General features: G+C 62.3%; 6 protein-coding genes. All 6 read right to left on the bottom strand.

The genetic code is table 11. The features are described 5' to 3' along the window. Positions 1-22 precede the first annotated feature (22 nt). The 6 genes from IVB31_RS25835 to IVB31_RS25810 all read right to left on the bottom strand — a co-directional run bounded on the left by IVB31_RS25835 (position 23) and on the right by IVB31_RS25810 (position 18,192). Positions 23-439, bottom strand: a complete 417-nt coding sequence (locus IVB31_RS25835) for a hypothetical protein (protein ID WP_247329461.1) — start codon at positions 437-439, stop codon at positions 23-25. Positions 440-586: 147 nt separating this feature from the next. Then, complete coding sequence (locus IVB31_RS25830) at positions 587-1,486, bottom strand: ROK family protein (protein ID WP_247329459.1); 900 nt, start codon at positions 1,484-1,486, stop codon at positions 587-589. A 398-nt stretch (positions 1,487-1,884) separates the two neighbouring features. After that, a complete protein-coding gene (locus tag IVB31_RS25825; RefSeq protein ID WP_247329457.1) occupies positions 1,885-2,292 on the bottom strand; it encodes a hypothetical protein in 408 nt (135 codons plus the stop codon). Positions 2,293-2,766: 474 nt separating this feature from the next. Next, complete coding sequence (locus IVB31_RS25820) at positions 2,767-4,125, bottom strand: integrase arm-type DNA-binding domain-containing protein (RefSeq protein WP_247329454.1); 1,359 nt, start codon at positions 4,123-4,125, stop codon at positions 2,767-2,769. 529 nt (positions 4,126-4,654) lie between these two features. After that, positions 4,655-16,579 carry a LysM peptidoglycan-binding domain-containing protein gene (locus IVB31_RS25815; protein ID WP_247329452.1) on the bottom strand — a complete coding sequence of 3,975 codons (11,925 nt, stop codon included), beginning with the start codon at positions 16,577-16,579 and terminating at the stop codon, positions 4,655-4,657. After that, positions 16,576-18,192 carry an MBL fold metallo-hydrolase gene (locus IVB31_RS25810; protein ID WP_247329449.1) on the bottom strand — a complete coding sequence of 539 codons (1,617 nt, stop codon included), beginning with the start codon at positions 18,190-18,192 and terminating at the stop codon, positions 16,576-16,578. Before IVB31_RS25810 ends, IVB31_RS25815 begins: the two co-directional genes overlap by 4 nt. Position 18,193: the final 1 nt, after the last annotated feature.

Genomic DNA, 18,193 nt, shown 5'->3' with positions numbered 1-18,193 from the left:
GCCACCCATCATGCAGCGCAGTCTAGATTTTCTTGAGGAAAGAGCTGATCGCTTCAGTCGCTTCCGAAGCCTCCGCAAAAGTCGCTTCCGCGATGGCAGCTTCGGCTCCAACGGCTTCTGCGGCCTCAATGGCGACCGACTCGGCAAACGAAAATTCACTCGCCTCAGCGCCCGCTGTTTCGGCGGCCTTCAAGTCGCCGGCCTCGATGGCCAACGCTTCGGCGGCGGCAGCTTCGCCGGCCTCGACCGCAGCAGCCTCTCCGACGGCAACCTCGCCGTCGATGAAAGTTTTTGCCTCGGCTACGAAAGCTTCCGCGCCTTCGGCGGCGCTAAGCTGCTGCGCGGATTCGATAACGAGCATCTGGAGATTTTCGTGTCTCTCTTTGGCCGCCTTGGCGTAGAGTTCGGCCAAATCGTTCATTCCGATCTTATTCGCCATCGAACGCCTCCATTGAGAGCGAATGATTTGATGAAACGACAGGTTGTAGTATAATAGATATGCGACCGGTTGTAAACTGCCGGCAGGTGGCCGCGTCAAGTTGCGTGCGAGCTGGCCCAGCCTGTTTCGACGAAAGGTCCCCGGCGGTCATCGTGCCGTACGCGATTTTGTGAAACGTGGCGTCGCTGTAGGTCGCAGGCAGCCGCGTCGAAGAAGGCTGTATGCCTGTCTGGCCGCCCCTCGCGCAACGAGTGCTTCACTTTCGTTCGCCATTTCAATAACGCATGCGTCCCACAGCGGAGGGAGCGTACGACTCTTCGTGGCTTTGAGCGCGCCGTCGAGGTATCCTGGAAAGCGGAATGTGCCCCCGCCCAGGATGATCCGGTCCGGGTTAAGCACGTTGATCAGCACAGCCAGACCGAAGCCGAGTGCTCCACCGGCGAGCTCGATCTTGATCCGGTCGGACTGGGTAACAACATCGGGCCCGAACGGAGTGCTGACGGTTTCAATTCCGAGTGCCCGAAGCAGTGGCCCTCCGGCCGCGATGCTGTCGAGCGTGACAAGCGGTCCCTCTGGCGACGTCGGAACGCTGCCGAGCTCGCCGGCCCAGCCTCGCGCTCCACGATAAATACGTCCCTCGATCTGGAGAGCGACGCCGATTCCGGTGCCAACCATCACCATCGCCGCGGTAGATCCTTGTGGGAGAGTGGTCGCGACTTCTACTAGTGCCGCTTCGGCGTCGTTCAGCACGGCTATCGGGCATTTCGAGGCAACCGATGCGGCGGGACTCCATCCGGATAGTTTTGGCAAGACGTCGGAGGCGACGATCCTGCCGTTTTCGACAAGTTCCGGCACGGCGATGCCAATCGCAGCCGGCCGATGCGACAGCTGACCAACGACGTCGTTGATCACTCGGGCGAGGTCCTCGCCCGACGTTTCCAGATTGGTTGCTCCGCTGAACTTGACGCAGAAGTCGCCGGACGGCGATACGGTGCATATTCGTAGCTTGCTGCCGCCGAGGTCGATGCCGATCACCGGTCCGCTCATTGGCCCAGCCCTGCTCTGCACACGGAAACTGTTGGTAACTATTGCGGCAACAGTTGTGTCAGTCAATAAATTCAAGCCGCGCACTCGGGCCGGCCGAACTAGGTTTGCAGGTCGTTCCCAGGGGATTTTTTCGGATACAGGCGCGCAAGCGTATCCCGCCCGAACAGGATCTCTTTGGACGTATCGTCAAGATCGTCATTCAGCGCGAGGAGCAGCAGGTCCTCCGCCAGATAGATATGCGACAGAATGATCGCCCCGGGCGGCGATATGCACCCTGCTTTTCGAACGCCTCTCGGCCGCCGTGGGTAGGCCAGTGCGGGCGGTCCGTAGAAGCCACCAGACGCCGGCCATAGCCGCTTAATCCGCCATCTGGCGGAACTAGCCGGGCTCCGCGTCCCTTAGTGCTTGACCGAAGAAGCTTCCGACTCAGTCGCTACGGCTATCAGGCGGGAACCCAGTTGGGCCGCGGCATCGGGTTCGAGCTCAATCGCTTCCTGAGATGGCAGGCCATGATCGGCCAAGACAGCCACCTTGCCGTCGCTGGTTCGAGTCACCGTCAAGATTTGTGGCCTTATCGCATCTAGCCGTTTGGCGCGTTCCAGCTTGATGCCAGCTTGCTGAACAGCTGCATCCAGCAGAAGCACAATTTCCCAGTCGAACCACAGCAGCCGGCTGGCCGGTACGAAAACATGCTCGGTCACACCTGCAATCACTACGCAGGGTTCCTCTGGGAAACCCGGATCTCCCTGAGGGATATGGAAACTCAGACCCTGGATGAAATGTCGATTGATCTCTTTGCCGCTCAAGATGGCCTCCTTCTTAACAGCGTATTGGAAATGCTGGGATATGTTGTCTGGGGTTAAGGCCGTAGCGGTCTCCTGACTCGAACCCCCGACGCCTCATCTTTTAGGCTCTCGCGAGGTGCGCGCATTTGCTGCCGGGCCGTTCCGACAAATGGAAATCCAATTGTGGGTTCAATGCACGTTCAACGAGGCGTTTGTCGGAATGGCCATTGATCTTACAGAGAAATCATACGTCTCTTAATCAGCGGCTCCGTCGGAATCGTGAATTTTACGTCGACGTACTGGCGTGGCGTGGGCCGCGTAAGAACGGCGGCTTCTGGCGGGCTATCAAGGCGCGGGGTCGGGAGTTAAGCTGCCCTCCGGTAAGAGAACAGCGCCTCCACGGTAGTGGGTTTAGCTATGTAGCGGTCTAGTGACTCGAACCCCCGACGTGCGCCTGGGTAAAAGTCTCTGGGAACCCGGACCGGCAGGCTGAGGTCAGGCTGCCTGCGGAATTCTTTCTTGCTTCTCGTCGGGAGCGGTTGGCTTCGATCGGAATTGGCTCACAACTCTTCGGCTTGCCCGGTGACCTAGCCAATTGATCAGAGCTCCCTGTTCTGCGCGCAACTTCCCGAGTGCGGAAAACGCGACGGTACTGATAGCTTGTTGTTGGCTGCGCAGGTGGTCTTCAACCAGCTTGTGTCGAGTGACATAGCCTGCGTTCACACCAGGGATAGAATGGTTCATGAGGAGCTTGGCATCGAATTCGGATACGCCGGCAGAGGCGGCAACCGTTCGAAATGTTTGACGAAGGTCATTGCCCCATTTTGACAGGATATCTCGATCTTCCTTTGTTTCCGCTAAGTAGCCTGAGGCGCTCTCAGCCGGAAATAACCATTTTTGCGCCTTAGACGGATGCATTTGCCTGCCGAAACGAAGCACTCGAATGAGGCTCAGGATCATTTCCCGAGACAGCGGAATGTCGAATGCTCGCTTGCTGCCTCCCTTGGGCTTAGGGATGTGGAGCGTTCGCCGTCGAAAATTGATGTGTTCGGGCTTAGCCTGCTGCAATGCGGTGGGCCTAGACCCACACAGCAATGTGAAAAGATGGAATTCGCGCCGGATTGGATTGTCTAGATTGGCTAGCTCGAGAAACCATCCTTTCAAATCGCCGGTCCCCATACCCGTGTTCCTGCGCTCTTCCTGATTCCAATCGACTGCATCTGCGGGGTTGTCGCGCGGCAGCGATCGATTGGTCTTCCGAGCATGATTGTAAATGGCCCGCAGCGTCCGCATGCTGCCATTCGCCATGTAGGGACCGTTCTCCTTGGAAAGCTCATCATGCTTTTCGGCGACGCGACCGGGGTCGTTCGCGAGGTCGAGCAGAGGGGTGTCAAGCCATTCGGAAAAGATACGTTCGACGTGATCCCGATAACCGCTTATCGTTTTTTCGCTATGGCCTTTTCGAATCAAGTGGGCTTCCAGATAGCGTTGCCAAGCCTGCTTCAGGGTAACGCTCGCTTCAGCTTCATCCCGGTTGATATTGCCCTGTTCGGCGCTTCCGTCTTGCCTCGCTTTCGGGTGCTTTCCTTTGCTGATTTGAGCAAGATATTCCTTGGCAATCGCGCGGGCCGCTCGGGTCGTTAACTCGCTGGCATCTCCAATAGACACTCTAATGGATGAGGTCCGCTTTCCTCGTTGCCTAAGATCACCTTGAACGGTGAAGGTCATTTTCCGCTTTCCCACGACCACGAAGAAGCCTTTCAGCTCGGTGTCGCGGGCCAGATACCAACCATCTTCAGGAGTCGGTAGCTGAGCGATGGCCTTGTCGCTGAGCGCAATGCGAATATCAGTCATGGGGGCGACGTGAACTGCTAAAACGGTTTTCAAACGGTTTTGGCGAGCCGAGGTGTTTGAAGGTCTGCGTTCGCCGGACTGCGAAGCTATGCGACAAGCCCCTATAAATAAAAGGTCTTCTTCGACCTCATCGTAGTGTGGCGCAGATTCAGAAATCGTAGAGAGGCGCCGGTTTTGAACTCTTAATGAGCGGGTCCCAGGTTCGAGCCCTGGTGCGCCCACCAAGCTTTTCAATAGCTTAGGGGTTTCTCGCGGTCGTCCTTCCGACAGAAGGGTCGCGGCTATTCCGACAAACGCTGCTTTTGTTCTTTCCTCTCGTCGTTTCTTGGTCCCGGAAATTAGCTTTTTCCGTGTGCGCTTTGCATAGGTCGGCAACTGCCGCGATGAGCGGTGGCCACCTGCAGCCCTGAGCTCGGCGTCAGTCAGATGGCTATCGGCTCCTTCGGTGAAGCCGCCGTGCCGGAACGAGATGAACGACAGTTCTTCCCGCACACCGGCGCGCGAATGATCTTCTTTGAGCGTTTCCGCCTCACGACAGCGGATAGGTCAGCCGTTCGATCGACAGCAGGATACGCTTGCCGGGGTCGAAGGAAGAATATTGCAACAGGGACACGACCCAGGAGCCGCCGGTCGTCTCCGGTTTGACTTTCCCGCGCCAGATGTCGAGCACACTGGCGACCGCTGCCGCCGTCGTCGCCGACAGCGTCTGGTCCGGCATCAGGCCGACTGGTAGTTCGCTGACCGGACCGTCGATGGCGGTGGTCAAGCGATATCCGTAGTAGAGCCCGATGGCCAGTGTCAGATTGGCCGGACGGGTGGCGGGCGGATAGAGCTCGTCGAATGCGGCCTGCAGCGCCGCCTGGAAATTCGCCCCGTGCATCGCGAGCGGTTCGGTGCGCGCAATCGTCGGGGTCACGATCGATGTCGCGGTGACGATCGCAGTGCGCTGGATGAAGGCGTCAGCGGTTTCGGGCTTGCTAGGCCCGAGCAGGTCGAGGTTGCGCACCACCTGCACCCGGGTGCGCGCGTTCTGCACCCGACCGGTGTTGAGCCCCGGCCACGACAGTTGCAGCTGCGGCCAGACATCGAGCAGCAGATCCGAGCCCGGGGGCGGCGTATAGGTGCGCGTCGAGCCCACCGGCGTGGCGCCAGCGAGCGTGATCCATGTTCCGTCGAGCCGGCGGCAGGCAACGTCGGGAAAGTTGACGATGTCGCCATCTCCGCCCACTCGCGTCAACGTGTAGGAGCCGAGCCGGCGCGGGCCGACATCGGGATAAACGATCACAGCGGCGAAAGTCACCGCCGCCGCGGCGGTCCAGTCAGCGCCGTTGGCAGCGGCCGTTCCGGTCACCGGCAGCAGGCGGATCGGCCAGAGTTCGGCGACCTTGGCGGCAACGGAATTGAATGTCGCCACCGCATGGCGCGTAGCCGGCGCCGGCGGTCCCTCGGCCAGATCGAGCACAGCCAGCATGCCATTCAGCTGGTCAGCGATCTGGATGTATTGGGCGAGAGCCGTGAAGAGATCGACGGGATCGACGATCGCTGCATTCAGCCGGGCCGGCGGCGTGAGGTTGAACTCCGCCGTCACCATCACATGGTCCTGGGAAGCATGCTGATGTGAGTATATCGTTTCGAAGATCCACTCCGCCGCGTTCGACAACGTCGTCGGCACCACTGGCTGCGCGGTTTGCGCCAGCAGGAACGGCAGCACCGGGAACGAGCGTAGCGGAATCGGTACATCGGCCGCGCCGAGCGCCAGCTTCAATTGCGCCGGCCGATTGTCCTTGGTCAGGATCGGTGTCATCGCCAACCAGTCGGAGCGATTATAGCCGGTGTTGTCCACATTGCGGACGTTGATCTCGATATTGGAGACGGGATAGCTGATGTCGAGCCGCACCACGGCCTGCCGCGTTGGATCGCTGACCGTCAGCGGTACGGTGAGGAATGGCGCTGTCGTGTCGAGTGACACCTTGCCCGCCGCCAGTCTCCAGGATTCGCAGGGCGGAACCTTCCTCGGGGGCGGCGAGGGAAGCGAAGCAGGCGTCGTCGTGACGGCTTCGGGCTGACCGTAAAGCGCAGCGCCACCGGCTGGTTTCGGTTTTAACCAGGCGGAATCCACAATGGCGTCGTATTGCAGGACGGTCGAGATCGACCAGCCCGCGGTCAGCGACACGCCGAGCCATTGCGTGAAATGTTTCCGTGCCTCGGTCAAGCCGGGGTCGTAGGCCGCATCATGGACCGTACGCGGCGGCGGATCTGAATTGGTGGAATGTTTGAAGACGCCGGTCAGATCGCGCGGAATGACGGTCTGCAGGTTCGCCTTGGTTTTCATCAGCGCGGTGAAATCGTCGAACAGTCCGGCATCGTTCAACGCCGTGGCCATCGCCGGACCGAGCAGCCGATCGAAATCGGTCAGGAAGCGCGTCGCCCAGACTTCGACATCGATGCCCTGATAATCAAGAACCAGCGGATGCGCAGTGTCGAGCGTACCGTCGCTCTTCAGTGGCGCAACGGAGACCAGCGGGCGGCTGACGAGATGATTGTACAGCGGCGCCAGCGCCAGCATCCGCGGCTGTGTCGTGGTATCGAAGGCAACGGTGGGCTTCAACTCGACCTTGACGATGCCGCCCTTGCCGAACTGTACCGCCCAGATATCGGCGGCTTCCGCCTCGACCTTGGCGGTCGCGAGGCGCAGATTCGGGTAGACCCTCAGGAATCCCGCGGAGAAGGCCTGGAACGTCATCGAGCCGTCGCCGACCGCGGTAGCGGCTGCGACGATCTCTGCCCGCGTGCTCGCAGCCGGAGTGTCGGCGAATTTCGGATGCATCCGGTCCACGGGCCGGGTCACCGTCAGGCCGACAGTAAGCGCGAAGGCGGCTGCCGGATAGTTTTCCGTAATCGAGGGTTGCGCGGTGAGCTGGATGTCGGCCGGCGGCAGCAACGCGCGGATTGCCGGCGCCAGAATAGGCTTGGCGGCATTGGCGGCGAGCACGTCGCCGATCGTGATACTCGCTGGCAGGCCGCTAGCGACCGCTTCTGCGTTGAAACGGCTGACCACGCTATTTAGTGTGTCGAGCGCCAGCACCGTTACGGGCGTGAGCGCCGGTTTGGTGTTCGGCGCCGCCAGGCTTTGCCCGGTCACCAGAAGGCCGATGATGCCCGCATTGGCCAGACCGAACGAGGTCGCCGAGACGCCGTAGAGCGCTGGAATGTCCTCGGGCTTGGTCGTCGAAGACAGCACCGCGGCCGGACAGATCAGTAGCCCGCCGATGCGCAACCGGCCGGCGGTCTCGAAGGCCGCTGCAACATCGGCCATCGTCGCCGCCGACCGGGTCGCTCGTACCTTCGCGAGCACGGCGGCAAAACTCGTCAGGCCGTCGGTTTGAATCGGCACGGCCTCGCCGCCGACGATCACATCAAACGACTGCCCTGGCGCAACGGTGCCGGGCATCCCGGCGTTGCGGGTGGCGAGATCGGTTGCTCCGCTCGCGACCGGCAGATCGAAACGGGCGGCCACTGCACTTAGTTTTGCGTCGGTCGCCGTCAGCGTATAGGGCGCCAGTATGTCGGCTTCAGCGGGCAGTGCGACGGCTCCGGGAATCGTGAGCTTGGTCGCGACCGGCAACACCAGCGGAGCGTTGGCGCCAAGCAGCGTCGCCGGCGGACAGCCGTAGCGGGCACTGAAGCCGGCCAACGTGTCGGTGGTCCCCGGCATTACCGTCCCACTGCCGAACAGGCCGAGATAGATCAACGCGCCGGGGTCATAGAGGTCCGGCACTGTCAGATTGTTCGCGATCAGGTCGTCCGCCGTCGCACCGCTGCCGTTGTTCGCGAGCGTCGCCGTGCCGTTCGCAACATAATGCGCCGTATGACCGGGCGCGGCGACCAGCAGCAGCGTGGCATCGTCGGCGTAGAGCTCGCCGAGATAATAGGCGCTGACATGGACGCCGCGATTTTCGAACGCAACCGTCGCATCGGCGAGAGTCTCGACCAAGACCTCCGGCGTGCCCGGATCGATCGGCGTTGCGCCGAGGATGATTTCGACGCCATCGACGGTGAAGACGAAACCGCTGTTGATGATGGCATCGGCCGCGCTGTCCTTGGCCAGCCAGCCGGGCAGGGTGGCCAGCGCGGCCGCCGCATTGGCGAGCGTATAGGGCGTGACCGGAACGGTGGTCGGCACGGCGAAGGTGACAGCGCGTGGAGTATAGCTCAGCACGGCGTTCGCCTTCAACGGCAGCTCGTCCCTGTTCGCGCTTGCACTGAGGATCGCTGTCGCGGTCGGCGTCGGCCAGCCGGTGGGACGAGTTGCCGTGCTGATCGTCGTGGCGCTGTCGCCGGTGGCGAACACGACATAGGCGGGCACAGTCAATCCGACGCCGCTCCCGAAGATATCGGAGAGCCGGGCGCCAGCATTGGCGGCCGCCAGGGCCTCCCAGCCGATGCCGTAGTTGGCCACGGTGGTGCCAAGCGTTGCGCTCGGGGGGATCACCGGCGTGAAGCCGGTTGCGACCGATGCCGCGGCATAGGAGCCGGCGGCAAAGGCGGCGAGCCTGTCGCCACCCGTGACCGCCAGCGGCGAACCGGTATCGAGCGCGGTATCGAGCGCGAGCGTGAGGCCCGGCTGGGCGTACTGGAAATAAATCGTCTGGCACAGCTGCTGCTGCTTTTTTGCCGCGATCCGCAGCGCATCGCCGCGCTGGTTGGTCGCGGGCATCAGCGACTGCGCCTTGGCTGCCAGTGTAACGATGATCTCAGGCGCGGCGGCCGTCCCGGCGACCACATAGGCGATCGTTGTGCCGGGCCAGCCGCTCGGCCCGATCAGTGGATCGGTATAGCCGAGCGGTACATTGACCGGCAAACCCGCGGTCTTGCTGCGGTGGCCGAGAATGTCGCCAAAGGCGAGCGTCAAATCGATACTCGGCTTACCTGCGGCCGCGCCTACGCCGCGATACGGATCGCTCGTCGCATCCGGCAGGCCGACAACGCCTGTGGGAGCGACCGAAGCCGGACCGAAGCGATACACCGGCAGCACCGATTGATAAGCCCAATAGGGCAGCGGCGCTGGGTCCGTGGCGTTGACCGGTGTCGAGACTTTGCGCGCCTCGGCTCGCGCCAACCGGCGGGTTCGATCGCGCCGCCAGGCCGGCACGACTGCCTTGCCGTCCGATGGTCGCGGGGTGACGGTTGGGGCAGAGGTCGGAATGTCGTAGGGGCTGTTCGTCGTTGCGATGGCGAAAGGCTGCAACAGGCTGTAGCTCTGCCGCAACATCAGTTCGGCCTCGGAATCTGGCGCTTTCGCCGGCGGGATCGGGCGCGGCAGCGTCAGATCGATGCCAGCACTGCCGGCTGGCACCAGTGACTGTACGACGAATTCATCCGGATCGATGGTCGTATCGTCGAGCTTGTCGGTGAAGTCGGCCTGAACGAACAGCGTGCCGTCGGGCAACGCTTGATCGACAATGAAAAAGCAGGTGTCGTAGCGCTTCAGTTTGTGGGTGAGGGGAGCAGCGATCGGTGCGTCGACCGTCGCCGACGCGACAGGCACAGGGGTGGTGAACACAATCAGGCGCAGGACCGCCTCGTCCGATGCGTCGAAGGCGCCATCGGCGATGCCGCCAGTCACGCCGAACAGATAACCGGCGCCGCCGACGACCGAGCCTTCCCACAAAAGGCGGACAAAATCGTCGAGATGGGCGAGATCGGCCCTGACGACGCCCGGTCCGCCCGCGACAAGCGCGGCGCGCGACGCCGATGGCACGGTCTCGGTCGACAGATTGGTCTTCATCAGCCATCCGCCGCCATCGGCATCAGCGCTGCCGTCAACGACCTGCATCCCAAACGGATTGGCTGCCGTCGTCGATGGCGACAGCGCCAGATAGGCTTTCTTGATGGTCTTGAGGTCGACGGCCATCAGGTCGACGAGCAATTGACGCTGCTGGGCGTCCGCGCCCACCAGCTCATAGCTTGCCTGCGTCTCGATTTGCCGGCGTACCTTGAACTCGATCATCGACAGGAAACCGCCAGAGGTCAGCGGCTCGGCATCCGCCGTGTCGCTCTGACCGAAATAGACGGCGTAGTCGTCGGTGGAATTGGCGCGCGCCCGCGCCAGCAAAGCCGACGGAAATGGAAACACCGAAAGCGTAAAGGATTTCGGCTGCGGTGGCGGATCATCTGCCGCCGCCTTGTCCGGCGTGACCTCTTGCGCGGGAAATTTGGGAATCTCGATCGGCGTCTGCAGTGTGATGTGTTGAGCTAGCCCGTAGGTGACCGGCACATGCGCCAGAACCTGGATCGGCGCGGCGGGCGTTTTCGGCGGCCAGGCAAGTCCGGTCGCCTTTACCTGATCCAGAACTTTCGCGACGGTGTAACTGTAGTGGAGTTCCGTGACGCTCCCGGTATGCACCAGCGCGCCGGCCGGGAGGTTCCGTCCGCCGACAAGTCCGTCATTGGTGCGCGTCGTGAAAGCGGAGGGCACGCGGGTGCGTAGCGCGGCTCCATCTTCGCCCGGCCCTACCGTGGTGCTTTGATTGAGGGTTATCCAGTCGATTCCGGCCAGCACTCTGAGCGCCAGGTCGAGCGCCACCGCGTCCGGCGTTGCGGAATTGACCGGCAGCGGCCATTGCTGCCGCGTCTGGTCGAACAGCGGGCTGAAATTAGTCGAGGCGACCGTATGACCGTCGACGATGATCGGTACCGGCACTTGTTGGCCGGAAAACAGGAAACGCGATGCCTCGGCGGAAATTTTGCCGGTGGCCTCCGCCGTAACTCGGGTCGCGAGTGAATCAACCGTATCAATCGGCAGATGCCTGACAACGAGCTTGCGGCCCGTGACCAGTCCGACGACTTGGCTGAGCCGATGACCAACCTCGGCGAGGCTGAGACCATAGGTTTCAGAGAGCTTGGCAAAGCTCGCGCCACCCGCGTCGGCGAGCGTGACACCAGGCAGCGTGATGAGCGTCATCGGTGTCAACACCGGAGCTGCGCCGATCCAGCCGACGAGGCCGGTCCAGTCCGGTCCCCAGACAGCGGCTTGACTCTTGACCCAATTGACCACCGTGCGCCGCGCCAATTGCTCGGCCGTTTCGTTCGGTTCGATAGCGACGGCCGGCCATGTCGGCAAGCGGTAACCGCCCGAGACTGCGCTCACGCCGGTTCGGAACAGCGGCCAGCCCTCTGTGCCGATTTCATTGGCCCGGTTTTGCTCGAGGTTGAGCGTCATGCCGATGCGCACAAGCGTATCGCCGGGCACCGTCGTATAGCCCTGCGATGCCGGTGTCGGATCGTTATAGGCGTTCGGGATCGCGAGCAAAACGCCGGGCTTCAGCTCGCCGGTCGCCAGATCGATGTTGGAGGGATCCTTGATCACCCTATTGTTGAGGTCCGACACGGCCTGCGAATACCAGATCGCCATCCGCTGGTCCGGGTCGGCCGCGATCAATGCCGGCGCGGCGTAGCGGACGTAGAAGATCGCGGCAGCTCGCAGCACACTCATCTGCGTAGGCGCCGCCGTCCAGTTCGTCAGCGGCGCGTCGAAGACGCTGCCCGGTTGCAGCAGGCGACGGTCGGTACCCTGTCCAGGCACGGCCAGAATATCCGACGCGCTGATATTATAGGTCGTCGCCAGTCCCGTCAGCGTGTCTCTTGCTGCAACCGGAGCGATGATATCGCCGAGCGTCAGGTTCTTACCGACGAGCACGCAGTCCGGGTTATCGATCGCGAGTACCTCGGGCGAGATGCCGATGAAGAGCGACAAGCTGCCGCCAACCGGGGTTGCCGCCAGCTTCTTCGCGAGGTCGTCGTTGAGATAGATCAGGTCGTCGACCGTCGCGCCCACGGCGTCGGCAACTGTCTCGACCGTATCGCCCGGTCGCACCTGATAGCTGATGTCGGCCTGCTTTATGCTTCCGGCGATGAGGTGGAGCGTATCGGTGGAGGTCGCCGCGGCCAGCGTGCGATTGTCGAGCAACGCCAGCGCCTCGCGCACCGCGGCACGCGCAATGATAAGGCACCAGTCGCCGAAGACGTGGCCGGCATAGGAGCGGTAGGCCGCCTCCGGATCTTCGGGTTCCTTTCCAGGCGAAGCCACGTTCGGCGAGAATTTGGCGGCGGCGACGGCGAGATCCCAGATATAGCGCGGACCGACCTTGTTGTCGGCGTCCAGATTGACCGCCGTCGTCTGCTCGGACGTCCACGTGAAGAACGGCGGTATCGCCACGGCCATGGCGCCGAGATAGGTCGTCGTGCCGCTCGGCTGGCCGGACACTGCGAGATGGATATTGGCGGTGAAGAACGAGCCGAGGATCTTCGGGTCGAAACCGTCCGCAGTGGCTTTCGGATCGTTCAGATGCGTCGCGCAATAGGCAAGCTGTCCCGCGGTGATCGTATCGCCCAGGCTGCCGGGGCCAGCGGGAATCGCATAAAGACAATAGAGCAGCAGCCCGCGCACCAGCGTATCGGCGGCCAGCGCATCGAGATCGCCGTCGTCGCGGGCGTGCGCGCTGAGTGCCGCGGAGCGGAGCTTCGCCGCTTCCGCGGTCCGCGCATGCGGCGGCACGCCGGAGGGCGCGAACATCTGCATGGCGAAGCGATAGGCCGGGGAAGGATTGACCGGCACCACCGCCGTCCAGGACAGCGGAACATCGGCGACCGTGAACGACGGCAGCACCACCATCGCGCGCGTGCGCGGCGAATCGACGAAGACCTTCTTGCAGGGCTTCCATTTGAAAGCAGGCGCGTCCAGCGCTGCCAGAGCCGCCGGTCCCTCGGCGCCGCGCAGCGCAAGGACGGCAGCTTGATGCATCGCCGCCAGTGCTGCGAGACGCTGGGCCGCCCGTCGCCGCGGCAGCGGGTTGTGCTGCCGCGACTGGCCGAGCACGGAGCGTGCGTTGATCCGGCGCGGTTGCCACGGCAGCGCCGCCTGCGCACGCAGCGACGGGATCGTCGTGGTGGACTGGTCGGCTGCGAGGATCCACGGCGTCGCACTCGAAGAGCCGACCTCGAAGCTGACGTCGACGTTGACTGAGAAACTGAAGCTGACGCTGACGAACAGGATGGTGACCTCGGCCTCGGCGGAGACTCGCACCGACAGCGCGAACAGCGTCGGGCGATGCACCTCGAATGTCACCATGGCCGCCGCATAGGCCTCCAGTGTCACCGATACCCTGACGACGACGAAGTCGACCGAGCCATAGAGTTTGCCGTGGATCGCCGCGATGCCCTGTGCCCAGTAGTAGATCGACACCGGCTCACCCGCCGCGGCCGGGTGGAACCAGCCGATGACGCCCTCGAAGATGACCTGAACCTCGACATAGATGCCGCCGGACAGCGGGCCGAAATGAATCTCCTTGCCGACACCGACCGACAAACCGACGCCAAGCTCGATCACCGGCGCGAACGTTCCGTTGGTGATGCGGGGGACACGGCGCGAGGTCGTGCCGTTGAGCAGGCCGAAATAGATCCCGCCACGGCCGATGAACGGGAACACCTGCACGACAAAACTGCGCGCGAACGACCGGTTATGTGGAAAGCCGAGGTCGATCTTGAAATTTCCGTTGGTGTAGATCTCGATGACGACGACGCCGAGCGTCACCGAGACGGCGCCCATCTCGAAAGTGCGGTAGGCTTCCGGCAGCGCCAACTCGATGCGGAACATGCCGACGCTGTCGGAGATCTTCTTGTAGAGGATCTCGAACTTCAACCCGGCCATGCTGCCGGCTTCCGGCCCGCTCAAGGCGATCGAAAGGCCGTAGAGATAAGGATCGTTGAAGATGATCCCGAGATCCAGCGTGTCGAGCAGACCGATGTCGAGCCCGATCAGCAACTGGCTTGCCGGGCTCCATTGCAGCGGACCGCCCGGCCATGGATTTTTGTTGCTGCCGTCGACCGGCTTGATCTCGGTCATCAGCAGCTTGAGTGTATCAGCTACCGTATCCGGCAGGCTCGAGAGCGCCACGCGCTGACCCAGCCCGAGATAGCGCAGGTCGATGAAGCTGTCGCCGGCGCCGGGCAACGCCGGCGGATTGTCGTTGATGACGTCCCAGGAAAGATCATCACCATCATAGGGCTGGCCGAGCAGATCCCCGGTCAGGATCAGCGATACGCCGCCGCCTTCGCCACGCTTGTAGCGTATGCCGATGGTGTCGAGCCGCATGAACACGAGGTCGGCATTGGCGAGGTAGACGAACTCGACGACATTGTCGGTCGGGTCGAGCGTCAGCGTGAAGCGCGACAGGTCGATGCTGTTGAGGATGTTCCATGGCGCTGGCAGCGAATAGCCGACCGTCGGCGATGCCAGATTGACGAGATATTCGAGGATGCCGCCGACCGTCACGCCGCCGAGCTGCAGTGTGACGACCTGATGCTCCGGCTCCTTGCCGGTCTTGCGCCATGAGGTGACGGCACGGAACCAGACATTGTCGAACTGGACCTGGATCTCATAGGTCGGCTGCGGCGAGCCGATGCTGGTGGCGAGTTGCAGCGACAGACGGTTGATCGCGAATCTGCCAGAGAGGTTTCCGGTGGCCTTGTCGGACGTCGGCAATTTGATCAGGTCGAGCGAGGCAGCCGCCGCGATCGCCAGCGTCTCGCCGAACAGTTTTGGATTCCACAATGTCGAAATCGTGCCGCCGAACGTATAGGCCTTCGACTGGGTAGTGAGGCTGAAGTAGAGCCGATCGATCGAAAGCACCGGCAGACAGTCAGGCGCAGTGACGCCGAGAAACTTCGTTGCCAACTGGGTAAGATCGAGCTTGTCGCCCGGCGTCAGCCGTCCGGCAAAGGTCCAGCCGTCCGTACTCGAGGCGCCGGGATAATCCGCGAGCAGCGTAAACGTCGGCGCCCGGCCGCCCGGCGGCGGATCACCGAGCAGGAATTCGCCGGCAATGCCGCCGGCCAATTCGCCGCCGATCATGCTGACCTGGAACGATAGATTGACAAGTGTGACCTTGAGGATGCCGAGGTCGATCTCCCAGCCTTGGAATACCGGGGCCATAACCACCGGCAGCTTCGCGAGCGGATCCGGTTCCCCGATCAATCCGGGGGGGATCTGCTTTGCCGGCTGACCGAAAGCGATAACGGCGCCGGCGAAATAGGTCTGGTTGCGTGGATCCGCCGCAATTTCGAGCTCGACGACATTCATGTCGGGCGGCGTCAGGGGGCCGACGCCGCCGAAATAGGTCTTCAGCACTTCGGTGATCGGAATATAATCTCCGTCACGCAACGATGCGGCAGCCTCCCAGCTCGGGATCGACAGACTAACGTCGATCCGCACTCGCCGCTTCGACTCGAACGCGATGGTGCCGTAGAGCTGCGCGGAAATCGTCGTGGTCCTGCCGAAGGACAGCATCCAGCTGATGCCCGCCTTGTCGATCGTGATGAACGGCAGCGGCGACACCCAGGATTTGTCTGATTCGATCGTCGCGACGATGTAGTCGAGCGTGAGGCCGGATCTTCCGTCGGGTCGTATGAAGAACTGCAACGTCTTGAAGCGGAACCCGCTGACCGGCAGAAAATTCGGCGGCGTCGGCAATGCAGGCAGCCCGAAGAGCTGGCCGAGCTGGCTCATATTGTTGACGATGTCGCCGTTCTCGCGCGGGAAATTGAACGACAACGGCAGCGAAGTGCTGACCCCCTGCACCGGATAGGTGACGCGGGCCGAGAGCGTGCCGACGTTGACGCGACCGCCAAAGGTCAGAAGCGAATAGGCCGGGATCGGGATGATCGCGCGATTGACCGCGGCGCGGGTGATCATGCCGAAGCCGAGGTCGGTCAAGGAGGGAAGTCCCTGTCCCAATGAAATTCTCGCGGCCGGATCAGTGGCCAGAAGGTCAATGATTGGTACATCGGTTGCAGTCGCTGGCAGAGCGATTGTACCGGCCAGCCGCAGCGGCCATGTGCCGATCAACCCGCTCAGCCACGTCCAGTTCGGCAGCTTGCGCCAGACATCGCTCACCGGCATCGTCCCGCTGAAAGCGAGCGCGGTTTCGCCCGGTAAAGTCGAACCGACGAAGGCGGCGTTGTCGACCTGCACGGAAACAAGAAACGATGCCGCCGGCTTGATCACGCCGTGTGAGGCGATCTGGGTTTCCGGCAAGGTCAGGAAGGTCTTGCCGAAGGTCCAGCCGGGTGTCTGAAGTGTCAGCGTCAGGCGGAAGGTGACGGCCTCGGCGACCGCGCTCGCCGCCGTGCAGTCGAGCCGCGCTGCGACCGGCTGCCAGGCCGAAGATGGAGTCGAGCCAGGTCCCCAGCTTCCCATGCCCGTCAATGTCGCGGTGATCGCACCGGACTCGAGACGGGCGCCGGTCAATTCGAATGTGTCGAGCAGCGTGAATCTCGCGAGTGCAGGCTGTAGCGGCGTCAAGGCCGGCTCGATCGCGACGGCATGAACCAAAGGGATGGAGCCATCGGCACGGATCGAGCGGGTCAGGGCGGCGATGACGGCGACGAGCGTCATGGGATTGCCCGTAGCGTTCCAAGCCTGGAGACCGCGGGCGTGCGGCGTTCGACCGACGAGGGCCGGCCCGAGGCGGCGACGAAGCGCGTGGCGGCGGCCGGGACAGCGAGCGAGCGCTGACCGCGCGCTAGAACATGAGTCGCCGGCACATCGGCGCGTGCCACGGCATGACGCACGAACCGGTGCGCGACCTGTTCCGGTGAGGCTGTATCCGGCGTCGGCTCCAGCGTGATGTTGTCGTCGCTGTCGATCGTGAACGTCCAGTTGTGATATTCCGGGATGTCGCTGATCGTCTTCGTATCGTCCTTGCTCAGGATCGTTGCGGGTCCCGGCGGATACGCGTAGCGAGGATAATAGGTCTCGGTTTCATCATCATCGCGCCCACGCTTTTTCTTGTTCGTCGCGTTCACTTGCAGCGGAGCGAACATGCGGGCAAGCACACCTCTGGCTTGCACGGACAGCATATCGACGTCGTTATCGGTCTTCAGTGCTTTTTTCGCGGTGCTTCGCAGCTTGCCCTCGTTGTAGCGATCATTGCTGAAATAACGGGTCGAATAGATATTCATCGCCGTCTGCGTGGTCGCCCAGTTGCCTACCGCTGGACCGGCGTCCTCGCCGTCGGCCGTGGTCGCGACCAGATAGTATGCATTGAGGAAGTGGTTTTTCTGGTCGCCGGTTTTTGGGTCGACCCACAATTGGTAAGGGTCCAGGTATTTGCTGAACTGGTTCAGAACGTCGACGAATGGATGCAGAAAGCCCCTGTGCATATTGGCGCTGACAGTCAGATTTCGGGGCTTGAAGATGCCGACGAAGTCCTCGACGGTCTTCCGCGCCTCATCGCCGATGTCATCGCGGGCAGAGCTCAGGTCATAGGTGGATCTCCGCGACCCGTGATGCGGCATGGTCATCATCGTCGCGGTCGGCATCGGGACGGTGAGCAGGTGATCGTTGATGGCCTTAAAGGTGTTTCCAGTGGCGTCCCCGGTGGCGACGAATGTACGGCTTTTCCAGGAAATCATCGATACCAGCGACTCGCCGTTGACGATCTCGCCGTCGGGGGCGGTCTCGATCACATCTTCTTCGAGGTTGCCCTTCTCCGGATGCGGTACATTGACGATGACCACTCCGACATCCACCGGGAACGACTGATCCGGCGCAATCCAAAGATACTCCCATTTCTTGTTGATCGCATTGTACCCGCTGTAGCTGGACTCGCAGCCCAGGACGTCTTTGCAATAGGTCTTGAGCCATTCGATGGTGTGGCCGCGGCTCTTGGAGTTGAAGCGCCACGATGGGTTACCATAGCGAACCATGCCGATGCGGGCCTGATTGGCCGGCTGGCCGAGGCCTGGCGCCAATTGCGTGATCAGACCGTAGTGATCGAAATCGCCATGCGTGAGGATCACGAGATCGATGCGCGGATCGGCCCGGTTCTTGATGCGGTCGTTGAGCCACTCCACATTGCGCGCCGACAGCGCCAAGCTGCGCGACGCCGTGCCGAGATCGATCAGGATATTGTGCAGCACGTTGTTGTTGGCGTCGAGAATTTCGACGAAGTTGCAGGCGCCCTGTCCGACGTTCAGCACGTGAAAGCGCAACGAAGCGATCGCCATC

The organism is Bradyrhizobium sp. 21, from assembly GCF_023073335.1.
Taxonomy (GTDB): Bacteria; Pseudomonadota; Alphaproteobacteria; order Rhizobiales; family Xanthobacteraceae; genus Bradyrhizobium.
Note: the sequence above shows the minus strand (reverse complement) of the source record. Positions and strands in the feature narration are given on the sequence as shown.